The 24,649-nt window shown below is 71.4% G+C and carries 25 protein-coding genes and 1 pseudogene; 9 read left to right on the forward strand and 17 right to left on the reverse strand.

The genetic code is table 11. From position 1 onward, the window contains the following. The first annotated feature begins 103 nt into the window (after positions 1–103). From AC1QRC_RS17230 to AC1QRC_RS17245, 4 genes and pseudogenes are all read left to right on the forward strand, one after another. Positions 104–1,075 (forward strand): S8 family serine peptidase, encoded by a 972-nt coding sequence (locus AC1QRC_RS17230; protein ID WP_484204469.1) that lies wholly within the window; start codon positions 104–106, stop codon positions 1,073–1,075. Between the two features lie 345 nt (positions 1,076–1,420). After that, positions 1,421–1,627, forward strand: a pseudogene (locus AC1QRC_RS17235) (PA domain-containing protein); the annotation flags it as partial. A gap of 12 nt (positions 1,628–1,639) precedes the next feature. Continuing rightward, the gene (locus AC1QRC_RS17240) at positions 1,640–1,915 is read left to right on the forward strand and encodes a S8 family serine peptidase (RefSeq protein WP_484206677.1); all 276 of its coding nucleotides are present in this window, start codon (positions 1,640–1,642) and stop codon (positions 1,913–1,915) included. A gap of 27 nt (positions 1,916–1,942) precedes the next feature. Next, positions 1,943–3,805 carry a cell wall-binding repeat-containing protein gene (locus tag AC1QRC_RS17245; RefSeq protein WP_484204470.1) on the forward strand — a complete coding sequence of 621 codons (1,863 nt, stop codon included), beginning with the start codon at positions 1,943–1,945 and terminating at the stop codon, positions 3,803–3,805. Between the two features lie 111 nt (positions 3,806–3,916). Here the strand turns inward: AC1QRC_RS17245 and AC1QRC_RS17250 are convergent, their stop codons facing one another. Continuing rightward, the gene (locus AC1QRC_RS17250; RefSeq protein WP_484204471.1) at positions 3,917–4,474 is read right to left on the reverse strand and encodes a hypothetical protein; all 558 of its coding nucleotides are present in this window, start codon (positions 4,472–4,474) and stop codon (positions 3,917–3,919) included. A 294-nt stretch (positions 4,475–4,768) separates the two neighbouring features. Between AC1QRC_RS17250 and AC1QRC_RS17255 the strand changes: the two genes are divergently transcribed. Further along, the gene (locus AC1QRC_RS17255) at positions 4,769–5,380 is read left to right on the forward strand and encodes a DUF4126 domain-containing protein (protein ID WP_484204472.1); all 612 of its coding nucleotides are present in this window, start codon (positions 4,769–4,771) and stop codon (positions 5,378–5,380) included. Between the two features lie 4 nt (positions 5,381–5,384). Here the strand turns inward: AC1QRC_RS17255 and AC1QRC_RS17260 are convergent, their stop codons facing one another. From AC1QRC_RS17260 to AC1QRC_RS17295, 8 genes are all read right to left on the reverse strand, one after another. After that, on the reverse strand, positions 5,385–6,605 hold the full coding sequence (locus AC1QRC_RS17260; RefSeq protein WP_484204473.1) for an aminotransferase-like domain-containing protein: 1,221 nt from the start codon (positions 6,603–6,605) through the stop codon (positions 5,385–5,387). Between the two features lie 40 nt (positions 6,606–6,645). Beyond that, positions 6,646–7,308, reverse strand: a complete 663-nt coding sequence (locus AC1QRC_RS17265; protein WP_484204474.1) for a methionine ABC transporter permease — start codon at positions 7,306–7,308, stop codon at positions 6,646–6,648. Continuing rightward, positions 7,305–8,330, reverse strand: a complete 1,026-nt coding sequence (locus AC1QRC_RS17270; RefSeq protein WP_484204475.1) for a methionine ABC transporter ATP-binding protein — start codon at positions 8,328–8,330, stop codon at positions 7,305–7,307. The genes AC1QRC_RS17265 and AC1QRC_RS17270 overlap by 4 nt, the downstream gene beginning before the upstream one ends. A 27-nt stretch (positions 8,331–8,357) precedes the next feature. Continuing rightward, a complete protein-coding gene (locus AC1QRC_RS17275; RefSeq protein ID WP_484204476.1) occupies positions 8,358–9,299 on the reverse strand; it encodes a MetQ/NlpA family ABC transporter substrate-binding protein in 942 nt (313 codons plus the stop codon). Between the two features lie 99 nt (positions 9,300–9,398). Continuing rightward, on the reverse strand, positions 9,399–10,259 hold the full coding sequence (gene rsmI, locus AC1QRC_RS17280) for a 16S rRNA (cytidine(1402)-2'-O)-methyltransferase (RefSeq protein WP_484204477.1): 861 nt from the start codon (positions 10,257–10,259) through the stop codon (positions 9,399–9,401). Next, the gene (locus AC1QRC_RS17285; RefSeq protein WP_484204478.1) at positions 10,256–10,999 is read right to left on the reverse strand and encodes a succinate dehydrogenase/fumarate reductase iron-sulfur subunit; all 744 of its coding nucleotides are present in this window, start codon (positions 10,997–10,999) and stop codon (positions 10,256–10,258) included. The genes rsmI and AC1QRC_RS17285 overlap by 4 nt, the downstream gene beginning before the upstream one ends. After that, positions 10,996–12,966, reverse strand: coding sequence for a fumarate reductase/succinate dehydrogenase flavoprotein subunit (locus tag AC1QRC_RS17290; RefSeq protein WP_484204479.1), 1,971 nt, complete (start codon positions 12,964–12,966; stop codon positions 10,996–10,998). The genes AC1QRC_RS17285 and AC1QRC_RS17290 overlap by 4 nt, the downstream gene beginning before the upstream one ends. 46 nt (positions 12,967–13,012) lie before the next feature. Continuing rightward, positions 13,013–13,708: a succinate dehydrogenase cytochrome b subunit gene (locus tag AC1QRC_RS17295; protein ID WP_484204480.1), complete on the reverse strand. Its 696-nt coding sequence runs from the start codon at positions 13,706–13,708 to the stop codon at positions 13,013–13,015. A 77-nt stretch (positions 13,709–13,785) separates the two neighbouring features. On the opposite strand from AC1QRC_RS17295, the gene AC1QRC_RS17300 reads away from it, so the two are divergent. From AC1QRC_RS17300 to AC1QRC_RS17310, 3 genes are all read left to right on the forward strand, one after another. Continuing rightward, positions 13,786–14,199, forward strand: coding sequence for a hypothetical protein (locus AC1QRC_RS17300; protein WP_484204481.1), 414 nt, complete (start codon positions 13,786–13,788; stop codon positions 14,197–14,199). Next, entirely contained in the window at positions 14,199–15,362 is a 1,164-nt protein-coding gene (locus AC1QRC_RS17305) for a dolichyl-phosphate-mannose--protein mannosyltransferase (protein ID WP_484204482.1), read from the forward strand. Before AC1QRC_RS17300 ends, AC1QRC_RS17305 begins: the two co-directional genes overlap by 1 nt. Positions 15,363–15,425: 63 nt before the next feature. Further along, complete coding sequence (locus AC1QRC_RS17310) at positions 15,426–16,181, forward strand: alpha/beta hydrolase (RefSeq protein ID WP_484204483.1); 756 nt, start codon at positions 15,426–15,428, stop codon at positions 16,179–16,181. Positions 16,182–16,198: 17 nt separating this feature from the next. Here the strand turns inward: AC1QRC_RS17310 and AC1QRC_RS17315 are convergent, their stop codons facing one another. Beyond that, positions 16,199–16,516, reverse strand: a complete 318-nt coding sequence (locus AC1QRC_RS17315) for a tetratricopeptide repeat protein (RefSeq protein ID WP_484204484.1) — start codon at positions 16,514–16,516, stop codon at positions 16,199–16,201. A 99-nt stretch (positions 16,517–16,615) separates the two neighbouring features. On the opposite strand from AC1QRC_RS17315, the gene AC1QRC_RS17320 reads away from it, so the two are divergent. Next, positions 16,616–16,876 (forward strand): DUF6458 family protein, encoded by a 261-nt coding sequence (locus AC1QRC_RS17320; protein WP_484204485.1) that lies wholly within the window; start codon positions 16,616–16,618, stop codon positions 16,874–16,876. Here AC1QRC_RS17320 and AC1QRC_RS17325 read toward each other — a convergent pair. The 7 genes from AC1QRC_RS17325 to AC1QRC_RS17355 are packed head-to-tail and all read right to left on the reverse strand — an operon-like array spanning position 16,830 to position 24,648. Continuing rightward, positions 16,830–18,077, reverse strand: a complete 1,248-nt coding sequence (locus AC1QRC_RS17325; protein ID WP_484204486.1) for an anhydro-N-acetylmuramic acid kinase — start codon at positions 18,075–18,077, stop codon at positions 16,830–16,832. The two genes, AC1QRC_RS17320 and AC1QRC_RS17325, sit on opposite strands and share 47 nt — an antisense overlap. Next, positions 18,074–18,985, reverse strand: coding sequence for an N-acetylmuramic acid 6-phosphate etherase (gene murQ / locus AC1QRC_RS17330; protein WP_484204487.1), 912 nt, complete (start codon positions 18,983–18,985; stop codon positions 18,074–18,076). The genes AC1QRC_RS17325 and murQ overlap by 4 nt, the downstream gene beginning before the upstream one ends. A gap of 22 nt (positions 18,986–19,007) precedes the next feature. Then, on the reverse strand, positions 19,008–20,012 hold the full coding sequence (locus tag AC1QRC_RS17335; protein WP_484204488.1) for an N-acetylglucosamine kinase: 1,005 nt from the start codon (positions 20,010–20,012) through the stop codon (positions 19,008–19,010). After that, positions 19,963–21,471: a glycoside hydrolase family 3 protein gene (locus AC1QRC_RS17340; protein ID WP_484204489.1), complete on the reverse strand. Its 1,509-nt coding sequence runs from the start codon at positions 21,469–21,471 to the stop codon at positions 19,963–19,965. The genes AC1QRC_RS17335 and AC1QRC_RS17340 overlap by 50 nt, the downstream gene beginning before the upstream one ends. After that, the gene (locus AC1QRC_RS17345; RefSeq protein ID WP_484204491.1) at positions 21,468–22,301 is read right to left on the reverse strand and encodes a carbohydrate ABC transporter permease; all 834 of its coding nucleotides are present in this window, start codon (positions 22,299–22,301) and stop codon (positions 21,468–21,470) included. Before AC1QRC_RS17345 ends, AC1QRC_RS17340 begins: the two co-directional genes overlap by 4 nt. Beyond that, the gene (locus AC1QRC_RS17350) at positions 22,298–23,263 is read right to left on the reverse strand and encodes a carbohydrate ABC transporter permease (RefSeq protein ID WP_484204492.1); all 966 of its coding nucleotides are present in this window, start codon (positions 23,261–23,263) and stop codon (positions 22,298–22,300) included. The genes AC1QRC_RS17345 and AC1QRC_RS17350 overlap by 4 nt, the downstream gene beginning before the upstream one ends. Continuing rightward, a complete protein-coding gene (locus AC1QRC_RS17355; protein WP_484204493.1) occupies positions 23,260–24,648 on the reverse strand; it encodes a sugar ABC transporter substrate-binding protein in 1,389 nt (462 codons plus the stop codon). Before AC1QRC_RS17355 ends, AC1QRC_RS17350 begins: the two co-directional genes overlap by 4 nt. Position 24,649 lies beyond the last annotated feature (1 nt).

The raw sequence follows: 24,649 nt of genomic DNA on the forward strand, positions 1-24,649 counted from the left end.
CAGGATCGTCCGCCGGGAGGGCTAGCGCGAACGGCCCCCGTTGCCTAAGGTTTCACCGTAGCCGGTGGACTGTGGCCGCCGGAATCACTTTTCGGGAGACGCAATGACGCAACGACACCCCCGGGACCGGCGTAGGGTGCGCCGCCTGGTGACCGCGACGGCGGGAGCCGCACTCATCACCTCGGCCCTGCTGCCGACGGGGGCGAGCGCCGACGAGGAGGAATGGTCCGACCTGGGCCACGCCGAGGACTACGGGGTCAGCGCGCCTGAGACCGACGCCAAGTTCCAGGACGGACAGCTCTCGGGGGCCGATCAGGTGCCTTCCTCCTGGTTCATCCAGCTCCGCGGGGGCCCCGAGCGCGACGGGTGGATCGGCATACCTGGCAGCTCTGCAGCGCACCTCCTTCCTGGCCCAGGCCGAGGAGCTGGGCGCCGACCTGGAGGTCCGGCAGACCTTCGACACTCTGTGGACCGGGGTGTCCGTCGACGCCTCCGAGCAGGACGTACGGCTGGCCGCGCAGTCCGGCGCGGTCGAGGCGGTCTTCCCCGTCTACCGCACCGACCTCCCCGAGGTCCTCCCGCAGGACGACCCGCGGTTCGGCCCGCAGATGCACGACGCCATCGAGATGACGGGGGTCGACGAGGCCCACGCCATGGGCTACACCGGCGAGGGGCTGCGCATCGGCATCATCGACACCGGTGTCGACGTCGACCACCCCGACTTCGGCGGCGACGGCACCCCCACGGACGGGATCCACGAGGACTGGCAGACCCACGCAGGTGCAGTTCGGCTACGACCTCGTCGGCGACGACTACAACGCCAACCCCGACGACGCCGCCTACAACCCCGTGCCGGTGCCGGACGAGAACCCCGACGACTGCGACGGGCCACGGCACCCACGTCGCCGGCATCGCCGCCGGCAACGGGGACCCCGAGGCCGACGGCGTCGTCGGCGTCGCCCCCGACGCCGACGCTCGGCGCCTACCGCGTCTTCGGCTGCGACCGGCTCCACCACCGCCGACATCATGCTGGCGGCCATGGAGCTGTCCTACCAGGACGGCATGGACGTGGTGAACATGTCGCATCGGCTCGGCCGTTCATGACCTGGCCGCAGTACCCGACCGCGGTCGCGGCCGACACCCTGGTCGACACCGGCGTCGTCGTCGTCGCCTCGATCGGCAACTCCGGCGCGAACGGCACCTGGTCCGCCGGCGCCCCCGGCGTCGAGCGAGAAGGCCATCGGCGTCGCCTCGTTCGACAACGTGTCGGTGACGGCCCCGCGCCTTCACCTACGGCCCCGACGACACGGCCGTCCCCTACTTCTCCGGCCGACGCGGCGCGCCGACGCCGCCGACCGAGGGCAGCCACCGCCGCTGGCCCGGCTCGGCGACCCGGGCTCGGTCCGCGGCCCGGGCCTGCACCGAGGACGGTGGGATCACCGAGGACCTGACCGACCAGATCGTGCTGATCGAGCGCGGCGTCTGCGCCTTCCACGAGAAGGCCGCCAACGCCCAGGCAGCCGGCGCTGCCGGTGTCGTCATCTACAACAACGCACCCGGCATGGTCAACCCGACGGTCGAGGGCGACCCGGCGATCACCATCCCGGTAGTGATGGTCTTCCAGGAGGACGGCCACGCGATGGACGCCGTCGTGGCGGCCGGGGACACCGACCTCACCTGGACCGACCGAGACGACCTCCGCGCCCAACCCGACGGGCGGGCTGATCTCCGAGTTCAGCTCCTACGGGATGACCGCGGAGCTGGGTCTGAAGCCCGACCTGGGCGCCCCCGGTGGCAGCATCTTCTCCGCCCTGCCCGCTCGAGCAGGGCGGGCTACGGCAACAACTCGGGCACCTCGATGGCCGCCCCGCACGTCGCGGGTGCCGCGGCCCTGCATCCTGCAGGCCGACCGTGACCTGGAGCCCGCGCGAGGTGCGGGACCGTGCTGCAGAACAGCGCCGACCCGGCCCTGTGGTCGCTCAACCCGGCCACGGGCCTGCTCGAGGGCGCCCACCGACAGGGCGCCGGCCTGATCGACGTCGACGACACGATCCTGGCCACCACCACCATCAGCCCGGGCAAGTTGGCCCTCGGCGAGGGCACCGGGCCGTTCGCCACGGAGCTGGAGCTGTCCAACAGCGGTGACTCCGACGTCACCTACAGCATCGCCAACAACAACACCACGGTCGCCACGGGCGCGCCCAGCAACAACCCGGGCTACTTCTTCGACCCGGCCGTGATGCAGGGCCCCGACACGGTGACCGTGCCCGCCGGGGAGACCGTGTCGGTGGAGTTGACGTTCACCCACCCGGAGACGGACCGCCAGTACAGCGGCTGGGTCGAGTTCACCCCCGAGGACGGCGCGCCGCTGCGGGTGCCCTACGCCGGCTACAGCGGTGACTACCAGGCGATCGAGGTCCTCACCCCCGGCGCCGTGGGCATCGACCTGCCGGTGCTGGGCCAGTTGGTCTCTTGCACCGTGCTGGAGGGATCGGAGTGCATCGGTGGCGGCAGCTACGACGCGTTCCCCGACACCGGGGAGGGTGACGAGCCCGTCTACGACCTGGTCGAGGGCAACGTGCCCGTGGTGCTGGCCCACCTGGCGCACCAGTCCCGCTCGCTGACCCTCACGGCATACGAGGCGAACGACGACGGGAGCCAGGGCGAGGAGCTCGGCGAGGTCGCCGTGCGGGACTACCTCCCGCGCAGCGCCACCGAGGGCAACTTCTCCAGCTTCGCCTGGGACGGCACGTTCGAGGGCGAGACCGTCCCCGACGGCAAGTACCTCCTGGAGGTCACCGTCCTGAAGGCGCTGGGCGACCCGGAGAACGCGGACCACCTGGAGACGTGGACCAGTGAGCCGTTCACGATCGAGGCGGCGGACGCGGACCCGACGTCCCCGACGGTGTCGCGCTACACCGGCTATGACCGGTACGCCACGGCGGCCCGGATCGCGGCCGAGTACGACCCCGGCGTGGACACGGTCTACATCGCCACCGGTGCCACCTTCCCCGACGCCCTCACCGGCGCCGCGAAGGCCGCCACCGACGGCGTCCCGGTGCTGCTGACGCGGCCGCACGAGCTCCCGGCCGCCACCCTCTTCGAGCTGGACCGGCTGGAGCCGGCCAACATCGTGGTGCTCGGTGGCGAGTCGGCCATCCACGGCGACGTGCTCACCGCGTTGGAGGACTACACCGAGGGTTCGGTCACCCGGATGTTCGGCGCCAACCGGTATGCCACCGCCGCGGCGATCTCCGCGGAGTACCCGGTCGGGACCGAGACCGTCTACGTGGCGACGGGGCTGAACTTCCCCGACGCCCTGGCCGGCGCCGCCCGCGCGGGCGCCCTGGACGGCCCCGTCCTCCTGGTGCGCACCGACCGGATCCCGTCCGAGACGGCCGACGAGCTGGACCGGCTGGACCCGGACCGGATCGTGGTGCTCGGTGGGCAGAGCGCGATCACCGAGGGCGTGGAGCAGTCGTTGGAGGAGTATGCCGACACCGTCGACCGGGTCTTCGGGGCGAACCGCTACGGCACCGCCGCGGAGATCTCCGCCGACTACGACCCGGGTCTCGAGGTGGTCTTCGTGGCCACCGGCGAGGACTACCCGGACGCCCTGGCCGGCGCCGCCCGGGCCGGGCACCTGGAGACCCCGGTGCTGCTGGTCCGGCCGGACTCCATCCCCGGCACCACGCTCGATGAGCTGCTGCGGTTGCGTGCCGAGCACGTCGTCGTGCTCGGTGGTGAGAGCGCGGTGTCCGACGATGTGGTGAAGGAGATCGAGGCCCTGGTCTACACCGACTGAGGCGACCCGGGGCACCCGGCCGGCACACGGCATACGGGCGGGCACCCCGGCCCATGCACAGGACCCGCGGGACTTTCCGAAGTCCCGCGGGTCCTGCGTGTCGGTGCCGGATCAGACGACGGCGTCCTCGGGCACCCGACGCGCGTGCCGCAGGCCCAGGACGCCGAGGACCAGCATCAGCGCGGCGCCGATGTAGGAGGCGATGGCGGCGTAGCCGGCGATCTTGCCCATGGTGGCGAAGGCGTAGCCGTAGAGGAGCAGGCCGCGCAGCGTCTCGCCCTTGAACCGCGACTCGCGCTGGGCGGTGAGCTCGGCCGCGAGCTCCTCGTCACCCGCCTCCTCCGCCGCGGCGATGTCGGCGCCCAGGTCGGAGTAGGTCCGCCCGTCGGTGGAGTGGTCCATGTGCACCCGGATGAAGTAGTCGGCGTAGGCCCGGGCCTGGTCGCCGTTGGTCATCGGCTGGCCGGCGAACTCCTGCAGCGGGGCGTACTCCTCCCCCTCGATGGCGGCACCGGACGGCATGGTGATGTTCTGGGCCGACAGTTGCTCGTGGACCTGGTTGCCGACGAAGGTGCTGGCCCAGGTGAGCAACCCGCCGGCCACCAGCAGGACGACAGCCATCAAGAGGCCGGCTGCGGAGAGGAGGGTGTCGAGGGTCTTGCGACGCATGAGGGCGGTGCTCCTTGGGTCAGGGGTGGGTCGGTCGTCACCGTCGGTGACCCCTCCACGATCCCGCCGCGGGCGGTGCCGGGCACAGGGACCAAGGTCCCGACGCCACCGGCCGGAAGGCCCCAGTCCGGGTCGCGTCGTGTCGTCCGGCAGGGATCCGGAGGGGATCCGGGAGGGAACCGGAGCCCGTCCCGTCCCGTCACAGAGTCGATGTGGCCCGCCGAGGACGTGGTTCACTAAGCACGACGCGACCCGTTGGGGGTCTGCGCCGACACGAAGGGGGCGAGGCACCGCATGCTCGCTGCACTGACCGGGATGGGCCTATCCGCCGCCGCCGGCCTGAACGCCTACATTCCGTTCCTGCTCGTCGGGTTGATCGCGCGGTTCACCGACGTGATCAACCTCCCGGCGCAGTTCGCCTGGATCGAGTCCGACTGGGCCCTCGGTGCGGCCGCCGTGCTGCTGGTCGCCGAGCTCGTGCTGGACAAGGTCCCCGTCGTCGACCACCTCAACGATGCCCTCGGCACCTTCGTGCGACCCGCCACCGGCGGTCTGATCTTCGCGGCCACCCAGGCGGCCGAGGACCTGGAGCAGAGCAGCGGGTTCCTGCAGGAGAACCCGTGGATCTCGGTGGTCGCCGGCATCGTGATCTCCGGCCTGGTGCACACCGGCAAGGCAGTCACGCGGCCGGTCGTGAACGGCACCACGATGGGCTTCGGCGCCCCGGTCGTTTCCGCGGCCGAGGACACCGCGTCGGTGTCGCTGAGCCTGGTGGCCATCTTCTTCCCCGTCATCGTGATCGTCCTGCTGGTGCTGCTCGTCTGGGGCGGGTACGTCGCCTGGCGTGGCGCCGCGCGACGCAGACGTGCCAAGCAGCAGGCGCTCGACGACGCCGGCTACTACTGACGGATCAGGCCTGGTCCTCCCAGGCCCGGACCAGCCGCTCCGCGCCCAGCCTCAGGTCCTCCACGCTCGGCTCGCTGAAGGACAGCCGCAACCGGCCGGCGGAGGAGGCGTCACCCATCGGGACCCCGAACCACTCGCCGCGCTGGTAGGTCACTCCCCCGGCCTGTGCCGTGTCGAAGAGTGCCTGGCTGTCCAGCGGTCCGCCTCCGGGACCACGGGTCACCCGGGCCCACAGGAAGTAGCCGCCGCTGGCGGGTGAGATCTGCACCGCGTCCCCCAGTCCGTCCTGCAGGGTGGTCCGCAGTGCCGCCTCCTTGGTGGCATAGGCGGCGCCGGCCGCGCTGGTGGCCTCCTGATAGCCCGGGTGGGCGATGATGCGCAGCGCGAGGTCCTGCAGCACCCCGCTGGCCTGGCCGTCCAGGCGGTTGCGGAGCTTGACGAACCCCGGGGACAGCGTCGTCGGGACGGTGATCCAGCCCAGCCGGATGGCGGGGCCGAGGGTCTTGGCGAAGGTCTGCACCCCCACGACGTGCGGGTGACCCTCCAGCACCCGGGAGCCCTCGGTCGTCACGCCGGGGAAGGCCAGCTCCCGGTAGGGGTCGTCCGCGAAGACGGTGAACCCGTAGCGGGCGGCCAGGTCCACCAGGCGACGCGCCTTCTCACCGGACAGCACCGCCCCCGTCGGGTTGTGGAAGGTCGGCACCGTGAAGAGGGCCGCGGGGCGCAGGCCCTGCGCCAGGAGACCCTCGATGTGCTCCACGTCGATCCCGTCCTCCTCGACCGGCACCGGGACGACCTGCGCCCCGACGAGGTCGAGCACGCGCAGGAACAGCGGGAAGACCGGGTTGTCGACCAGCACGACCGCTCCCGGGTCGACGGTGCCGAGCGTGGCCAGGGCCAGTCCCTGGATGCCTCCGGCGGTCACGATGATCTGGTCGAGACCGACCCCCGAGCGGTCGGCCAGGAACGAGCGGAACTCCTCGGTGCCCGGCGCCGGGACATACTTCAGCGACGCCGCGAATCCGGCGTCTGAGGTCATCGCCAGGGCTGACTCCCGGTACAGCCCGGTCGGCAGCAGCGCGGGGTCCGGGTTGCCACCCCCGAGGTCCACCGTGCCCGGTCGGATCGTGATCAGGCTGGCGTCACCGAAGCCGGCACGTCCCGGCAGGCCGGCCATCAGCCGGCTGGCGATCGACGCGACGTCGGATCCAGCGGGGGTGGTCATGACTCTCCTCGTGGTCGGGGACCCGGCCCGGTCGGACCGGTCATTGGATGAATCGGCGGGCGATCCAGTTGCCCAGGAACTGGACGGACTGCACCAGCGCGATCAGCACGACGATGATCAGGATCATCACCGGGTAGTCGAAGCGCTGGTACCCATACGTCAGGGCCAGGTTGCCCAGGCCGCCGCCGCCGACGGCGCCGGCCACTGCGGTGGCGTCGATCAGCGCGACGAAGATGAAGGTCAGGGACAGGATCAGCGGACCCAGCGCCTCCCGCCCCACGAAGCCGAACAGGATGTGCATCGGCTTGGCCCCGACCGCCCTGGCCGCCTCGATGACCCCGGGGTCGACGGCCACCAGGTTCGACTCGGCCACCCGGGCGATCCCCACGGACGCGGCGATGGTCAGCGGCAGGATCGCCGCGGCCGGTCCGATGCTGGTCCCCAGCAGGGACCGCGTCACCGGCGTCAGCGCGATCAACAGGATGATGAACGGGATCGGCCGCAGCGTGTTCACCACGATGTTCAGCGCGGTGTGCGCGACCCTGCTGCCCAGGATCTGACCCGGCCGGGTGGCGAACAGGAAGATCCCCAGGATCAGGCCGAGGATGCTGGCGAAGAAGAAGGACACCGACACCATGAAGAGGGTCTCGCCCAGGGCGTGACCGACCCGCTCCACGGTGCTGAACCCGAACAGGTCGCTCACCAGGACCTCACCTCCGCGTGCTGCTCCAGACCGGCGACGAAGGCGTCGACGTCGGAGTCCTCGCCGTACAGCGCCAGACTCAGTTGGCCGTACGGCATACCCTTGGCCCGGGAGATGCCGCCGGTGATCACGGTGAAGTCGACGTGGGACTCCCGGGCCAGCCGGCTCAGGAGGGGGGTCTGCAGCAGCGACTCCTGGACCACGACGGAGATCCGTCTGCCGCTGAAGTCCTGGCGCAGCTCGTGCTTGTCCGCCTCCGTGAGGGTCATCCGGGTGTAGGAGCCGACCAGCCCGGCGCTGACCGGGTGCTCCGGACGGGAGAGCACCTGGTGCACCTCACCCGTCTCGACCACCTGGCCGTGGGACAGGATCGCGAGCCGGTCGGCGAGCCTGGCGATGACGTCCATCTCGTGGGTGACGACGACGATGGTGATGCCGAACTCGGCGTTGGCCGCCTTGAGCAGATCGATGATCTCGGTGGTGGTCTGCGGGTCGAGGGCGCTGGTCGCCTCGTCCGCCAGCAGGATCGAGGGGCGGGTGGCGATCGCCCGGGCCACCCCGACCCGCTGCTTCTGACCTCCAGACAACTGCCGCGGGCGGGCGAAGGCCTTGCCGTGCAACCCGACGAAGTCGATCAGCTCGGCCACCCGATCGTTGATCGCCTCCCTCTTCCACCCGGCGAGCTTCAGCGGCACGGCGATGTTGTCGTAGACCGTCCGGGCGTTCCACAGGCTGAACTGTTGGAAGACCATGCCGATCGAGCGCCGCAGCGCCCGCATCTCCTCGCCCTTGAGCCGGCTCAGGTCGGTGCCGTTGACCGCCACCGTGCCCGAGCTGGGCCGTTCCAGACCGTTGATCAACCGCAGGAGCGTCGACTTGCCCGCCCCGGACTGGCCGATCAGCCCGTAGATCTCGCCCGCCTCGATGGAGAGGGAGACGTCCCGGAGGGCCAGGTGGGGGGCGCTGCCCTTGGTCGCCTCGAACTGTTTGGTGACGCCGGTCAGCCGGATGCGTTCAGCCATGGTGCCAGGGTGACAGGGACGTCCCGGTCACTGCTCGGTCAACTCGGCCAGCGCCGTGCGCAACTGGTCGACGGGGAAGTCCACGATGGTCGCCTCGCCGCGCTTCTCCTCTTCCAGCGCCTCCACCACGCGCTCGTCCCGGTAGGTCTCCTCGAGCAGCGGCCAGGCCTCGTTGTCCAGGTTGTCCGCCCTGGTGGCCACCACGATGATGTAGGGAGCCGAGGACTCGGCCGAGGCGTCCTCCAACGTCAGGGCGTCCTCGCTGGTGATGTCGAGCGCCGGGTCGAAGTCGTCGGTGGCGATCACGACCGCCTCGATCGAGGGGTCCTCGTATGCCGTCTGCACCGACTCGTGGGCCAGCCGCACCAGCTCCAGGTCCAGCGGGTTGCTCGTGATGTCCTCCTCGACGGGGAAGACACCGGCGGCGTCGTCCACCTCCAGCAACCCAGCCGACTGCAGGATGAACAGGGCACGGGAGAAGTTGGCCGGGTCGTCCGGCACGGCGATCCGCGCCCCCTCCGGGATGGACTCGGCCGAGTCGTGGTCCTCGGAGAACAGGCCCCACGTGGAGATCACGGTCGAGAACAGCGGCGTGATGTCGCTGTCGTTCTCCTTGTTGAACTGGCTGAGCCAGGCGATGTGCTGGAAGGCGTTCGCGTCCACCTCCCCCTCGACCAGGGCCGTGTTGGGCAGGTACGGGTCGGTGAAGTTGGTGAAGGTGATGTCCAGCCCCTTCTCCCTGCCGACCTCGATGATGGTGTCCTGGAAGTCGCTCTGCGCCGTGTCGGCGATGTGCAGCGGCACCAGGTCATCCGCGTCCTCGTCGCCGCCCAGGAGGCGGGGCACCAGCACCACGCCTGCCGCCACCACCAGGACCGCGACGACGCCGGCGATGCCCAGCTTCTTGCGCTTGCTGGACGCAGCCTCGAAGTGGGACTGGATCTCGTTGGAGCTGGACTCCTGGGACATGGCTTCTCCTGGGGCGGGCACGGGATATGAGCGATGCATAACGTACCCTTAGTTCTTCAGAAAGATAAACTTGGGGTCACCCGGTGCAGGAGTATCGAGTCAGTCGGAGCGGCGGGCGGCGAGCACGGCGTCGTAGAGCGCCTTGCGGCCCAGGCCGGTGCGGGCTGCCTCGTCGGCGCACACGTCCTTCAGCCGTTCCCCGGCGGCCACCCGCTGCTGTATGCCGTCAACTACCTCGGCGAGGTCGTGCGCGCCGTGGCCCCGGGTCGGGTCGGCACCGGCGACCACGACCGTGATCTCGCCCCGTACCCCGTCGGCGGCCCGGTCCCGCAACTCCCCGAGCGGGCCGCGCCACACCTCCTCGTAGGTCTTGGTCAGCTCGCGGCACACCGCGGCGGGACGGTCCTCACCCAGCGCGCCCGCCAGGGCCGCGAGCATCGCCGCCAGTCGGTGCGGGGCCTCGAAGAAGACCATCGTGCGGGGTTCGTCGACCAGCCCGGCCAACCACCGGTCCCGTTCGCCTGCCTTGCGCGGCAGGAACCCCTCGAAGCAGAACCGGTCGACCGGCAGCCCGGAGACGGCCAGCGCCATCAGCGCGGCGCTGGGGCCGGGCACACAGGTCACCTGGAGACCCTCGGCGACGGCGGCGACCACCAGGCGATAGCCGGGGTCTGAGACCGACGGCATCCCGGCGTCGGTGACCAGGAGCACCCGGTCCCCCGCGGCGATCCGCTCCACCAGGTCCGGGGTGCGGGACGCCTCGTTGTGCTCGTGGTAGCTGAGCACCCGCCCGTTGGGGTGCACCCCCAGCCGGTCACACAACCGCCGCAGCCGCCGGGTGTCCTCGGCCGCGACCAGGTCGGCGCCCGCCAGTTCCTCCAGCAGCCGGGGCGAGGCGTCCCGGGAGTCGCCGATCGGCGTCGCGGCCAGGACCAGGGCCCCGGGGCCCTGCGGGGTCACGAGCCGTGGCGGTACGCGCGCTGCAGGTCGCCGTTGAGCTGGGAGATGACGTTGAGCGGGATCCCCTTGGGGCAGGCGCGGGAGCACTCCCCGAGGTTCGTGCACCCGCCGAAGCCCTCTTCCTCGTACTGGCTGACCATGGACAGGACGCGGGCGTCCCGCTCCGGCTGCCCCTGCGGCAGCTCGCCGAGGTGGGTCACCTTGGCGCCCATGAAGAGCATGCCGGCGGCGTTCGGGCAGGCAGCCACGCAGGCGCCGCACCCGATGCATTCGGCCGCCATGAAGGCCCGGTCCGCATTGTCCTTGGGCACGGGGGTGGCGTGTGCGTCAGGGGCGGAGCCGGTGTCGGCGGAGACGAACCCGCCGGAGGCGATGATCCGGTCGAAGGACCCCCGGTCCACCACCAGGTCGCGGAGCACCGGGAACGCCTCGGCGCGCCACGGCTCGATGACGACCTCGTCGCCGTCCTGGAAGGACCGCATGTGCAGCTGGCAGGTCGTGGTGCGCTCCGGGCCGTGCGCCTGACCGTTGATCATCAGGCCGCACATGCCGCAGATCCCCTCGCGGCAGTCGCTGTCGAAGGCGACCGGCTCCTCGCCCTTCTCGATCAGTCGCTCGTTGAGCACGTCGAGCATCTCCAGGAAGGACATGTCCTCGGTCACGTCCTCGATGGGATAGGTGACCATCTGCCCCGCGTCGGAGGGGCCGTCCTGCCGCCAGATCTTCAGGGTCAGGTTCACTTGTAACTCCGTTGCTTCAGCTCGATGAACTCGTACTCCAGGTTCTCCTTGTGCAGCACCGGGTCGCCCGAGTCACCGCCCCACTCCCAGGCCGCGACGTAGGCGAACTCGTCGTCGTGCCGCAACGCCTCGCCGTCCTCGGTCTGCGACTCGGCCCGGAAGTGACCGCCGCAGGACTCCCGACGGTGCAGGGCGTCGATGCACATCAACTCGCCGAGCTCGAGGAAGTCGGCGACCCGGCCGGCCTTCTCCAGCGACTGGTTCAGCGTGTCGGCCGCGCCGAGCACCCGCACGTTGCGCCAGAACTCCTCCCGCAACGACCGGATCAGGTCGATGGCCTTGCGCAGCCCCTCCTCGCTGCGCTCCATCCCGCAGTACTCCCACATGATGTGACCGAGCTCCTTGTGGAAGGAGTCGACCGAGCGCTCCCCGTTGATCGCGAGCAGCGTCTGGATCCGCTCCTCCACGTCGGTCCGGGCCGCCACGACATCGGGATGCTCCTCGGTCAGCGGCTCATACGGGCCGGACGCGAGGTAGTCGCGGATGGTGTTGGGCAACACGAAGTAGCCGTCCGCCAGGCCCTGCATGAGGGCCGAGGCGCCGAGCCGGTTGGCACCGTGGTCGGAGAAGTTGGCCTCCCCGGTGACGAACAGGCCCGGGATGGTGGACTCCAGGTCGTAGTCGACCCACAGCCCGCCCATCGTGTAGTGCACGGCCGGATAGATCCGCATCGGGACCTGGTAGGGGTTCTCCCCGGTGATCCGCTCGTACATGTCGAAGAGGTTGCCGTACTTGGCCCGCACCGCGGGCTCGCCGAGACGCTTGATCGCGTCGGCGAAGTCGAGGTACACCCCGCGTCGGAAGTCCCCGACCTTCGGGCCGACCCCACGGCCCTCGTCGCACATGTTCTTGGCCTGCCGGGAGGCGATGTCGCGCGGCACCAGGTTGCCGAACGAGGGGTAGATCCGCTCCAGGTAGTAGTCGCGGTCCTCCTCCGGGATCTCCCGCGGGTCCTTGTCGCAGTCCTCGCGTGCCTTGGGCACCCAGATCCGACCGTCGTTGCGCAACGACTCGCTCATCAGGGTGAGCTTGGACTGGTGGTCACCGGAGACCGGGATGCAGGTCGGGTGGATCTGGGTGTAGCACGGGTTGGCGAAGTAGGCACCCTTGCGGTGCGCCCGCCAGTTCGCGGTGACGTTGCAGCCCATCGCGTTGGTGGACAGGAAGAACACGTTGCCGTACCCGCCGCTGGCCAGCACCACGGCGTCCGCCAAGTGGGTCTGGACCTCGCCGGTGACCATGTCGCGGGCCACGATGCCCCGGGCCCGCCCGTCGACGACGATGAGCTCGAGCATCTCGTGCCGGGGGAACATCTCCACCGTCCCGGCGCCGATCTGCCGCTCCAGGGCCTGGTAGGCACCGATCAGCAGCTGCTGCCCGGTCTGCCCGCGGGCGTAGAAGGTGCGGGAGACCTGGACACCACCGAAGGACCGGTTGTCGAGCAGTCCGCCGTACTCCCGGGCGAACGGCACGCCCTGGGCCACGCACTGGTCGATGATGTCGACGCTGACCTCGGCAAGGCGGTAGACGTTGGTCTCCCGGGAGCGGTAGTCCCCACCCTTGACCGTGTCGTAGAACAGCCGGTATGCCGAGTCGCCGTCCCCCTTGTAGTTCTTCGCCGCGTTGATGCCCCCCTGGGCGGCGATGGAGTGGGCCCGGCGCGGGCTGTCCTGGTAGCAGAACGACTTCACGTTGTAGCCGGCTTCACCCAGGGTCGCCCCCGCGGAGGCCCCCGCCAGGCCGGTCCCGACGATGATGACGCTCAGCTTGCGGCGGTTCGCCGGGTTCACCAGCTTGGCGTCGAACTTGCGCTGCTGCCACTTGCCGGTGATGTCCCCGGCCGGGGCCTTGGCGTCGGCGACCGGCTCCCCCTCGCGGTAGAGGCCGTCGATCAGGCTCTGCGTCATGGTGTCTGGGGCTCCGTCCTCGTCGGGGTCCGGTCGGTCACGTCGGTCACGGGATGATCCCGAACAGGATGCACAGGGGCGGCGCCAGGAAGCCCACGACGACGACGACGGCGACCGCCACCGACACGACGCGGATCACCTCGGCACGCTTCAGGCTGGTGTTCAGACCCAACGTCATCGCCGCGCTCCACACCCCGTGCAGCAGGTGCATCCCGAGCGCGAGCACCGCGACGACGTAGATCAGGACCGCCCACCACACCTCGAAGCTGGAGACCAACCGGTCCGAGGGGCGGGCGAAGTCGCCGTTGATCTGGATGGTGTTGGTGGTGAAGTGCAGCAGGTGGAACACCACGAAGATCAGCAGGGCCACCCCGCCCCACCGCATGGCCTTGGAGATGAAGAGCGACTTCACCGCCTTGTTCACCTGGTAGCGGGTCTTGCGGGCCTGCCCGGCGCGGGACCACAGCACGAACGCCGACCAGGCGTGCAGCACCAGGCTCACCACCAGGGTGATCCGCATGATCCACAGGAAACCGCCGTAGGGCAGCATCGGCTCCCCGAACTCCCGCAGGTGGTGCGCGTACTCGTCGAACGCGTCCTTCCCGCCGAAGATCATCAGGTTGCCGTACATGTGGGCGACGATGAAACCGATGAAGACCAGGCCGGTCACAGCCATCACGGTCTTCAGCACGATGCTGTTGGGTCCGGTGCGTGGACCTGCGGAGACAGTTTGGGTGGCCACGGGGGGACTCTACTACTCCCCCATCCCCCGCCTGACGGATCATCCCCGGAAAGCCGCCTACGATGGCGCCGTGACTGATGGGGAGGCCGCCGCCGCGCTGCGGGAGCGACTCCTGGGACGGTCGCCCGGAGCGGCGCGAGATCCGGTGGGGGTGGTGGGGCCCGATCCTGGCGATGCTGGTCGGTGGCGCCCTGCGCTTCGTCAACCTGGGCCACCCGCACCGGCTGATCTTCGACGAGACGTACTACGTCAAGCAGGGCTGGTCGATGATCCAGCACGGTCACGAGCGCGCCATCAAGGAGGGCCTGGAGGAGCCGGACGAGCTGTTCACCACCGGCAACGCCGACGTCTTCGGCGACCGCGCCGGACATGGTGGTGCACCCGCCCGTCGGCAAGTGGATGATCGGCGCCGGCGAGTGGCTCTTCGGCATCGACAGCTCCTTCGGCTGGCGGTTCGCCTGCGCCGTGGTGGGCACGCCTGTCGATCCTGATGCTGGGCCGGGCGGCCTGGCGGATGTTCCACAACGCCACCCTGGCCACGGTGGCGGCGACGCTGCTGGCCGTCGACGGTCACCACTTCGTGCACTCCCGCACCGGCCTGCTCGACGTCTTCGTGATGTTCTGGGCGCTGGCGGCGTTCTGCGCGTTGCTGGCCGACCGGGACCATTCCCGCCGCCGCCTCGCCGACCGGGTGACCGCGCTCGGTGGTCCCCGGGCCCTGGACGGCCCCGGGTACGGACCGGGCACCGGCATCCGGTGGTGGCGCGTGGTGGCCGCGGTCTGCCTGGGACTGTGCCTGGGCACCAAGTGGTCGGGCGGCTACTTCCTCGCGGTATTCGGCCTGATGACCGTCTGGTGGGACATCGGGGCCCGGCGCACCATCGGGGTGCCCCGGTGGTTCCGTGCGGGAGTGCTGCGCGACGGCATACCGGCGTTCCTGACCATCGTGCCCGTCGCGATCGTGACCTACCTGGCCACCTGGGCCGGGTGGTTCGCCTCCGACGACGGCTACAAACGGCACTGGGCCGCCGACAACCCCACGGAGGGGCTGGGCCGGCTGGTGCCGGACTCCCTGCGCTCCCTGTGGTCCTACCACCAGGAGGTGATGACGTTCCACGTCGGCCTCCAGAACGAGCACGCCTGGTCCTCCAACCCGTGGTCCTGGATCGTCCAGGGCAGGCCGACCCTGTTCTACTCCGAGTGGCCGTCCGAGGGTGAGATGGGCTGCACGGCCTCGGAGTGCGTGGCCTACATCGCCTCGCTGGGCAACCTGTTCGTCTGGTGGGGCGGTGCCGCGGGTCTGCTGGTGGTGGCGTTCCTGTGGCTCTTCGGCCGCGACTGGCGGGCCGGGGCCGCCCTGTCCGGGATCGTCGCCGGGTGGTTGCCCTGGTTCCTCTACCAGACCCGGACCATCTACTCCTTCTACGCCGTGGCGTTCGTGCCCTGGCTCGTCCTGGTCGTCGTCTGTTGCCTGGGGCTGGTGCTCGGCAGGGACACCGACTCCCCCACCCGGCGTCGGTGGGGCCTGGCGATCGTGTGCACCTACGTGCTGCTCGCGGTCGCGATGTTCGCCTGGTACTACCCGGTCCACACCGCCGAGGTGATCCCCCGGACCCAGTGGCAGTGGCGTCTCTGGTTCGACTTCTGGACCTGACGTGTGCCACCCCGGGCGCCCATTCGTCCGTTCGGACACGCGCACTCACTAGGCTGCGACGTGATGGGACGCACGAGACGGTTCTCCTCCCTCCTGCTCATCGGGGTGCTGGCGGGGTGCGGATCTGACGGAGACGACGGGGACGACGGGGCAACCCCGCCGGACACCGCCGAGCCCACCACGCAGGACGCCGCCACGAGGCCGCCGTGTGACGCCGGCGAGGACGCGCAGTGGCTCGACCTACTGGACACCGGGGAGCCGGACGCCTTCGCGCTCGGCGAGGGTCCCGCGGGGGTGATCCTGCTCCACCAGAACGACGGTCGCGCCTGCGCCTGGGTCCCCTTCGCGGAACGGCTGGTCGAGGAGGGGTACGCCGTGCTGGTCCCCGTGATGGACAGCGGGACCTGGCCGCAGCCGGTGATCAGCCGGGGTGCCGAGCAGTTGCGCAGCGGGGGCAGCGACCGGTTGGCCCTGGTGGGAGCGTCGATGGGCGGGACGTATGCCGTCGCCGCGGCGCCCGACCTAGCCGAGCCCCCGGCCGCCGTGGTGGCGGTCTCGGCCCCGGACTACTACCGGGGAGCGAGCGCGCGCGACGTGATCGGCGACCTGGCCCTGCCGATGCTGCTCGTGGCGGCGCAGGATGACGCGGGCTTCGCGGGCGAGGCCGAGGCGATGGCTGACGCCGCCCAGGACGCCGAGGTCCTCATCCTGCCGGGGTATGCCCACGGCATCCGGCTGCTGGACCAGGATCCCGCTGCGGCCGAGGCGGTGCTCGAGGCGTTGCGCGAGCACGTCCCGGTCGGTACCGCTGCCGACTGAGCCGGCCCGCCAGCGCCCTACTCCGTCAGGCCCATCGCCTCGGCCAGCGCCAGGTGCTTGCTTCCCTCCTCGGCACGTCCGGCCCGCTGCAGCGTCCGCGCCAGCACCAGGTGGGCGTAGGCGTCGCTGGGCCACCGCTCCACGATGATCTTCAGCTCCTGCTCGGCCCGGCCGAGCTGGGCGGAGTGGTAGTAGGAGCGCGCCAGCAGCAGCCGCAACTCCTGCTGGTCCGGCTCCTCGTCGACCAGGCCGCGCAGGATCGTGGCCGCTCCGGCGTAGTCCTTGGTCTCGAACAGGAACGTGGCTCGGTCGTACCGGGCCGATGCATCGGTCATGCTCCCGAGTCTGCCCGACGTCCTCGTGCGCTGCTGAGCGGCATACCTTCTGCCACGATGGGGTGGTGCGCGGACGGGCCGCGCCAGGAAGGACACACCGTGGGCATCGGACTCGGCATCACCCTGCTGGTCGTCGGAGCGATCCTGAATTTCACCAACCTGGACAGCGACTACCTCGGCACCAACCTGGACACGGTCGGCTGGATCCTGATGGGTGGCGGCCTCCTGGCCATCATCCTCGGCCTGATTCAGAACGCCCAGCGCACCCGGACCTCGCACACCGTGGTCGAGGAGCGTCGCGGTGGTCCCGACGTCATCGAGCGTGACGTGATCGAGCGCCCGGAGGACCCGCGCCGCTGAGGACTCGCAGGCTGCCGGTCGGCCGGGTCCGCGGCTCCGGCAGCACCAGGGGTCCCGGCCCGGGGCTGATCCGACCGAGCACCCGGGGCGAGATGGCCCCGGTGCTGGCGCCGCGGCCGGCCACGGGCACGGTCCCCGGGCACCCGTGCCAGGTGAGGAAGCCAAGCAGGCACCACAGCAACGCCTCCTTGGCGGAGGGGTCCACGCCGTATGCCGTCGAGGGCGCCACGCGGGTGGGTGCGAGCCGCCGTCCCAGGGCGCCCATCAGGCGCGGGTTGCGCACGCCTCCCCCGGACACGACGATCTCCTCCACCCAGTAGCTCGCGACGGCATCGGCCACCGTGCGTGCGGTGAACTCGGTCAGGGTCGCGAGCAAGTCGGGCCCGGTCGGTTCCGTCCCGGCTCCCCCGGCATCCAGGTCGGCGAGCGCCCGGTCGAGCAGCGCGGCCGAGAAGTGCTCCCGGCCGGTCGATTTCGGCGCGGGCCGACGGAGGTAAGGGTCCTCGAGCAAGCGCGCCAGCAGGGCCTCGTGCACGGTGCCCGCCGCGGCGAGCTCCCCGTCGACGTCGTGTGCCAGCCTGCCGCCGGAGACCCGCGCCGCTGCCAGGTCCAGCAGGCAGTTGCCCGGGCCGGTGTCGAACGAGGCCAGGAGTGCCCCCGTGGTCTCGACGACCGACACGTTGGCGATGCCGCCGAGGTTGAGTGCCCCGGCCCTCCTCCCCGGCACCGCGCCGCTCAGCCACAGCGCGTCGAAGGTGCTGGCCAGGGGCGCCCCGTGGCCACCTGCCGCGACGTCGCTCGCCCGCAGGTCCGAGACGACGGGGGCCCGGACCCGCTCGGCGATCCAGGCGGGCTGGCCGATCTGGAGCGTCCCCCGGCACTGCCCGTCGACCACGTCGTGGAAGAGCGTCTGCCCGGGTGAGACCACCAGATCCGCCTGAACCCGGCGGGTCCGGAGGGCCTGCGCGGTCACCTCCGCGAGCGCCCGGCCCAGGTCGTTGTCCAGGCGACAGAGGGCGGCGGGGTCGGTCGTCGCCGGCGGCAACAGGGCCAGGACTCGCTCCCGCAGGTCGCCCGGCCAGGGCGCCTCGGCCGTCAGGAGGACCTCCAGCGCGACGTCCGGACCGTCCCAGTGCGCCTCGACTACCGCGACGTCGATCGCGTCCGCGGAGGTGCCCGAGGACACCGACGCGACGATCACGGCCCGGCCACCGCGTCCCGGGTCCGCCCGTCGTGCCGGGCCAGTCGATCCCGCGCCTCCGCGACGTCGACCCCGGCCAGCAGCGCGACCACTGCGGTCTTGGTGTGGCCGTCGGCTGCGGCAAGGGTGTCCGCCGCGGTCCCGGCATCCACCCCGCAGGCCTCGCGGATGATCCGCTCGGCCCGCCGGCGCAGCTTGCCGTTGGAGGCCACCACGTCCACCATCCACGGCCCGTAGGTGCGTCCCAGCCGGACCATGGCGGTGGTGGACAGCGTGTTCAGGGTGATCTTCTGGGCCGTCCCGGCGGTGAGCCGGGTGGATCCGGCGATGACCTCCGGCCCGGTGAGCAGCTCGATGACCACGTCCGCCGTGGCCGGGGACCGTGGGTTGTTGACCACCGCGACCGTGGCGGCGCCCAGGTCGCGGGCGGTGCGCAGGGCCGCCAGGACATACGGTGTGCGCCCAGACGCGGTAATCCCCACGACGGTGTCGGCGGGGCCCAGTCCGATGGCCCTGAGGTCCTCCGGCGCCTGCTCGGCCCGGTCCTCGGCCCCCTCGACGGCAGCGGTCGAGGCGCCGCCTCCCGCCAGCACGGCCACCACCCGCTCCGGCGGGACCCCGAACGTCGGGGGGCACTCCGCGGCATCCAGCGCCGCCAGCCGGCCCGGTGTCCCGGCGCCGACATAGACCAGCCTGCCCCCGCGGTCCAGCGATCGCTCCACCAGGAGCACGGCCTCGGCGATCGCGTCCCGGGCTGCCTCCACGGCCGCGGTCACCCGGTGCTCGGCCGCCAGCAGGACGTCCACGACCTCGTGGCGACCGCGCCGGTCCAGGTCCAGCAGGTCCCGTCGGGCCTGCTCGGTGTCGAGGTCGTCGACGTTCTCCTCGGCCAGGTGCTGGTCGCTCACTGCGCTCTCCTCCGGTCATGACTCATCCAGGCTCCGTGCCTTCCGTGCGGGGTCGGCGCACCAGGTGCGCCTCGTGGGGTAGGTCGCGGCGGTCGGCGAGCAGCAGCGCACCGTCCAGGGCGTCGCCGACGCTCGGCACCCCCTTGAGTTCGTCGGGGAGGCGCTCGGCCCACCGCTCGCGCAGGGTGGGCACCTCGGCCAGGCCGCCGGCGAGACACACGGTCCTTGCCCCTGTCGTGCGCGCGCAGGCGGCGGCCGTCTCCAGCCAGGCCCCGACGGCGCCGTCCAGGATCCGCCGCGCCGCGGGGTCCCCCGCACCGGCCGCGGCCACGACATCGGGCACCAGGGAGGCTGACCAGCGGGGCAGGGTCCCGTCGGCGGGGACCAGGTCGGGGAGCCCGTCGGGAGGCCCCAGCCGGCGGGTCACCAGGTCGGTGAGGTGCGTGGGGCGGTCCCGCCCGTCGTGGGCGCGCAGCACCGCGCGGAGCGCCTGACGGCCGATCCAGGCCCCGCTGCCGCGGTCGCCCAGCCAGTGCCCCCACCCGTCGGTGCGCTGCCACCGGCCGGTCTCGCCCAGGCCCACGGCCACCACGCCGGTCCCCGCCAGCAGGAGCACCCCGGCGCGGCCGCCGAGGTGCCCGGCGTGCCCGACCACCGCGTCCGAGCCCACGACGACCTCGGCCGCGGGCCAGTCCCCGGCGACCAGTGCGGCGAGCCGCTGCACCGCTGCCCGGGAGGCGATCGCACCGGCGGCGCCCACCACCACGGCACGGACCTCCGGCGGCGGGACGACCGTCCCGAGGTCCTCCACGGCGCGGCGCAGCGCGGCCAGGCCGTCCTCCGGCCCGTCGGGGGCCGTCAGCCCGGTGAATCCGGTCCCCCGCCCGTCGCGCACGATGCCCCGTGCCACGACCCGAACCCGGCACGACGTGCGCCCCAGGTCGCACCCCAGCACGGGCCCCTCCACAGACGGCACCTCAGGCACCGGCCAGCAGGTCGAAGGCCGCCACCAGGCTGGCGCCACCACCCCAGGTGCGGATCCGGGTGTGGCACTGTGCCCCGCCCCCCGGGGCGTCGTCCGAGTGGTCGGCGCAGCCCGGAGGGGCGGCGTCGATGACCACGACATCCGGGCGGATGGCGAGCGCCGTCTCGACCAGGTGGTCCCGGTCCGCCCCGTCGACGACCAGGACCGGCACCCGGTCGGGTTCACGGGCCACCAGGGCCCGGAGACGGGCACCGTCACCGCGATGGAGCTCCTCCACCCGTGCGTCCGGCCAGTGACGGGTGCAGGCAGCGGGCAGCAGACTGTCCCCGGCGGCCATGTTCCGCCGGGAGGCGACCAGCACGAGGGGCCCCCGGTCGGCGGCGACGCCAGCGGGTGCGCCGGACACCCGGAGCGAGCGGACCGCCGCGTCAAGGGCCTCGGCGAGGCCCACCGGGTCAGCCTCCCCGTGCGGGTCCGGCGCCCGCTGTGTGCGCCGCCAGGTAGCCAACTCCGACATCCGACGGGCTGCCTCCTCCAGGCGGACGACCGGCAGTTCCCCGGTATCGACCGCGGCGAGCACCGCCCGGCGCACGTCCTCGAGGACCTGCTCCGCGGCATACGGCTCGGGGAAGACGGGGTTGCCGATGCACACCGCGTCGACGCCGGCCCGGAGTGCCGCGACGGCTCCCGCACCCCGTCCCATGCCGCGGGAGATGGCCTGCATGTCGAGGGCGTCCGTGGCGACCACGCCGTCGAACCCCAACTCGGATCGGGCCACCCGCAGCCAGGCGCCGCTGACCGTGGCCGGCTCGGCGGCGACCGCCGGATAGACGACGTGGGCGGTCATCAGCACCCGTACCCCTGCGGTGACCGCCGCCGCGAACGGCGCCAGGTCCCGGTCCCGGAGCAGTTCCTCGGGGTCATCGACCACGGGGAGCTCGAGGTGGGAGTCCGTCCGGGTCGCGCCGTGCCCCGGGAAGTGCTTGGCGCAGGCAGCGGCCCCCGACTGCTGCACCCCGGTGACGAAGGCGACCCCGTGACGGGCCACGAGCGCGGGGTCGGCGCCGAAGGACCGGACGCCGATGACCGGGTTCTCCGGGTCGGAGTTGACGTCGACCACGGGGGCCAGCACCACGTCGACCCCGGAGCGGACCGCCCGCGCACCCATCGCCAGGGCCACGCGTCTCGTGGTGTCGGGCTCGTCGAGCACCCCGAGCGCGGCGTGCCCCGGGAACGGCGACCCGGCACCGTGGTCCAGCCGGGTCACCGTGCCGCCCTCCTCGTCGCACCAGACGAGGGCATCCCCGTGGTCCCGCAGTTGCGCGGCCAACTGCTCCGGCGGCACGGTCCCGGCGACGTTGTGGGCGAACCAGGCGACCCCACCCAACCCGGCCGACAGCTCGGCCGCGAGCCAGGCGGGGACGTCGGGTCCGGCATACCCGGTGACCAGCAGCCCGGAGACCAGGCGACGCAGCCCGGGGTCGGCCGTGCGGCCGCTCACCCCTTCACCGCCCCGGAGACGAGACCCTCGGAGAGCCGGCGCTGCACCACCACGAAGAAGAGCATGACCGGCACGGTGATGAGGGTCGACCCGGCCATGATGGCCCCCCAGTTGTCGCTGTCGCGCCCGAAGAAGCTGCGCAGCCCGGCGGCGGCGGTGAACTGGGCCTGGTCGTCCATGAAGGTGATCGCGAAGATGAACTCGTTCCACGCCATGATGAAGGAGAAGATGCTGGTGGCCACCAGACCCGGCATCACCAGCGGCAGCAGGACGGACCGGAACATCCGCCCCCAGCTGGCGCCGTCGACGTAGGCCGCCTCCTCGATCTCCTGCGGCACGGCGGCGACGAAGCCGCGGAGCATCCACACCGCGAAGGACAGCGAGAAGGCCACATAGACGATGACCAGCCCCAGCAGGCTGTTGAGCAGGTGCAGGCTGCGGGCCTGCAGGAACAGCGGGATGACCAGGGCCTCGAGCGGGACCATCTGCACCGTGAGGATCATCAACAGCACCGTGGTGCGCAGCCGGAACCGGAAGCGGGCCACGGCCACCGCGGCCAGCAGCGCCAGCAGCCCACAGGCCAGGACGGTGCCCGCCGCCACGATGAGGGAGTTGAGCAGGTAGGTGGAGAACTGCCCCCGACCCAGGACGTAGCGGAAGTTGTCCAGGGTCAGGTCGGTCGGCAACAGGTTGCGGTTGCCGTCGTTGGCATTGGCGTCCAGGGCCGTGGAGATCATCAGGAACGCCGGGGCCAGGGTGAAGACAAGGAGCGCCACCACCGCGACACCGGTGAGCACCCGGCCCAGTGCGCTCTGGCTGCCGACGGTCACAGGTCCTCCTCCTCCGAGAAAAGCACCCGCAGATAGACCGCCGTGATGGCGAGCAGCAGCAGGGTGAGCAGCACCGCGATCGTGGATCCCAGACCGAACTGGCGCTGGCTGATGCCGGTGACGTAGGACCAGGTGCCCAGGTTGAGCACCTCACGGTTGGCGCCGCTGCCGCCCGGCATCAGATAGACCTGGGCGAACACCTTGAAGTCCCAGATCGTCGACAGGATGGTGACGACCGCGAACACCGGCCTGAGCGTGGGGAAGGTGACGTGCCAGAACCGCTGCCAGGCGTTGGCACCGTCGATCATCGCCGCCTCCATCATGTCCCGCGGCAGCGTCATCAGGGCGGCCAGGACGGTGACCGCCACGAACGGGAAGCCGTGGTGCACGACGTTGAGGACCACGATGGCGTAGAACGAGAGCCGGTCGGCGAACCAGTTGACGCTCGAGGCGTCGGCCAGCCCGAGTGCCGCCAGGCCCCGCAGCACGGGGCCGTTCGGGGCGTCGAACAAGTACACCCAGACGTAGGTGCCGCTGACCGCGGGCATCGCCCACGCCACCAGGATGGTGGTGGTCACCAGGCCCCGCATCCAGGGGCCCAGCCGGGCCAGCAACAGGGCCACCAGGGTCCCGAAGACCACCGTGAGCAGCACGGTGACCACGGCGAACACCACCGTGTTCCCCAGGGCGGTGCGCAGCAGCGGGTCCCCCAAAATCCGGGAGTAGTTGTCCCACCCGACGTAGTTGCTGAGCCCCTGGTTGAGCTCGCGCAGCCCGTAGTCCTGGAAGGACAGGTCCAGCACCCGGTACAGCGGGAACAGCAGGAGCAGGCCCAGGGTGAGCAGGGCCGGCGCGAGCAGCAGCCAGGGACGCCACACCCTGCGGTGCGGCAGCGTCCGGTGGCGCCGGGGTCGCTGCTGCACCGCGGGGCGGGGCGGGGCTGCCTGGTCCGGTGCCGTCATCGGCCCCCGGATCCGAAGATCTCGTCCATCTCGGCCTTGGCCGCGCTGCTGGCCTCCTCCACCGTGGAGTCGCCGGACAGGACCTGCTGGAGGAGCGCCGCGAGGGTCTTCTTGCCCTGCACCTGCTCATACAGCGGTGTCACCGGCACGCTGGCGCCTGCCTCCGCCATCTGCTGGGCGAACGGCGCGACCAGCGGGTCGTCCTGCGCCTGCACCTCCTCCAGCAACGAGGCCGTGCCCGGGAAGTAGCCGCTGTCCTGGCCCCAGGCGGAGGCGAACTCCCCGGTGGTCATCAGCTCGACGAAGGTCCAGGCCAGCTCCGGGTTGTCGGTGTTGTTGAAGATGCCCAGGTGCGAGCCGCCCAGGAAGGAGGGGCTCAACCCGCCGTCGGGGCCCGGGATGGGGAAGGCGCCGATCTTGCCCTCCAGCTCGGGGTCGGCCTCCAGCAGCGAGCCGATGGTCCAGTTGCCGGCGATCATCATCGTCACCTCGCCCCGTGCGAAGGCGTCCCGCACGTCGGCCTCGTTCCAACTCTGTGCCGCGGCGGAGGAGAAGTCGTGCTCGGTCGCCAGGCCGGTGTAGAACTCGATGCCCTCCTGGGCCTCGGGCGAGTCGACACCGGAGGTCCAGGTCCCCCCCTCCTCGGTGGCCAGCTCACCGCCGGCGCCCCAGATGAACGGCAGCAGCCCGAACTCGCTGTCACCGGGGATGGGGAAGGGCAACATGTCCGGCTCCTCCTCCTGCACGGCCTCCCCGACGGCGACCAGTTCGTCCCAGGTGGTCGGGGGTTCCACCCCGGCCGCCTCGAAGACGTCGGTCCGGTACACGATCGAGCGCACCCCGGCATACCAGGGCATGCCGTACAGACCCTCCTCGTAGGTGCCGGCGTCCACCAGCCCCTCGACCAGGTCCTCCCCCAGGCCGGCCGCGGCGACACATTCGTCCAGCGCGACCAGCGCCCCGGCGTCGGCGAACGAGGGGGTCCAGGTGGTGCCGACCTCGGAGACGTCGGGCGTCGTCCCGCCGGCGATCGCGTTGTTCATCCGGGTCTGCGCGTCGCCCCAGGCCTGGAACTGCACGTCCAACGTCGCGCCGGTCTGCTCCTCGAACGCCTCGGCCACCTCCTCGAAGAAGGGCCCGGAGTCGGGGTTGGTCCCCTCCATGATCCAGACCGTGAGCTGCTCGCCCTCGGCGCTGCCGTCGGTGATCGGCTCGCAGGTGTCTCCGGACAGCTCGGCCGCGTCCGTGCTGCCGCCGTCTCCGCCGCTGCACGCGGCGAGTGCCAGGGCCAGGACGGACAATCCCGCGGCGCCGCGGAACGCCCGGGTCCGACGGTGTGCCCGGGCGCGAAGGTCCCCGGGGTCGTGGGTCGGGGTGATGCGCATC

Source organism: Ornithinicoccus sp. (assembly GCF_057176825.1).

Excerpts from the sequence above, each read along its gene's own strand:
- AC1QRC_RS17230 (WP_484204469.1), top strand. The coding sequence starts at position 104 with ATGACGCAACGACACCCCCGGGACCGGCGTAGGGTGCGCCGCCTGGTG.
- AC1QRC_RS17240 (WP_484206677.1), top strand. The coding sequence starts at position 1,640 with ATGGACGCCGTCGTGGCGGCCGGGGACACCGACCTCACCTGGACCGAC.
- AC1QRC_RS17250 (WP_484204471.1), bottom strand. The coding sequence starts at position 4,474 with ATGCGTCGCAAGACCCTCGACACCCTCCTCTCCGCAGCCGGCCTCTTG.
- AC1QRC_RS17255 (WP_484204472.1), top strand. The coding sequence starts at position 4,769 with ATGCTCGCTGCACTGACCGGGATGGGCCTATCCGCCGCCGCCGGCCTG.
- AC1QRC_RS17260 (WP_484204473.1), bottom strand. The coding sequence starts at position 6,605 with ATGACCACCCCCGCTGGATCCGACGTCGCGTCGATCGCCAGCCGGCTG.
- AC1QRC_RS17270 (WP_484204475.1), bottom strand. The coding sequence starts at position 8,330 with ATGGCTGAACGCATCCGGCTGACCGGCGTCACCAAACAGTTCGAGGCG.
- AC1QRC_RS17275 (WP_484204476.1), bottom strand. The coding sequence starts at position 9,299 with ATGTCCCAGGAGTCCAGCTCCAACGAGATCCAGTCCCACTTCGAGGCT.
- AC1QRC_RS17290 (WP_484204479.1), bottom strand. The coding sequence starts at position 12,966 with ATGACGCAGAGCCTGATCGACGGCCTCTACCGCGAGGGGGAGCCGGTC.
- AC1QRC_RS17300 (WP_484204481.1), top strand. The coding sequence starts at position 13,786 with ATGGGGAGGCCGCCGCCGCGCTGCGGGAGCGACTCCTGGGACGGTCGC.
- AC1QRC_RS17305 (WP_484204482.1), top strand. The coding sequence starts at position 14,199 with ATGCTGGGCCGGGCGGCCTGGCGGATGTTCCACAACGCCACCCTGGCC.
- AC1QRC_RS17310 (WP_484204483.1), top strand. The coding sequence starts at position 15,426 with ATGGGACGCACGAGACGGTTCTCCTCCCTCCTGCTCATCGGGGTGCTG.
- AC1QRC_RS17315 (WP_484204484.1), bottom strand. The coding sequence starts at position 16,516 with ATGACCGATGCATCGGCCCGGTACGACCGAGCCACGTTCCTGTTCGAG.
- AC1QRC_RS17350 (WP_484204492.1), bottom strand. The coding sequence starts at position 23,263 with ATGACGGCACCGGACCAGGCAGCCCCGCCCCGCCCCGCGGTGCAGCAG.
- AC1QRC_RS17355 (WP_484204493.1), bottom strand. The coding sequence starts at position 24,648 with ATGCGCATCACCCCGACCCACGACCCCGGGGACCTTCGCGCCCGGGCA.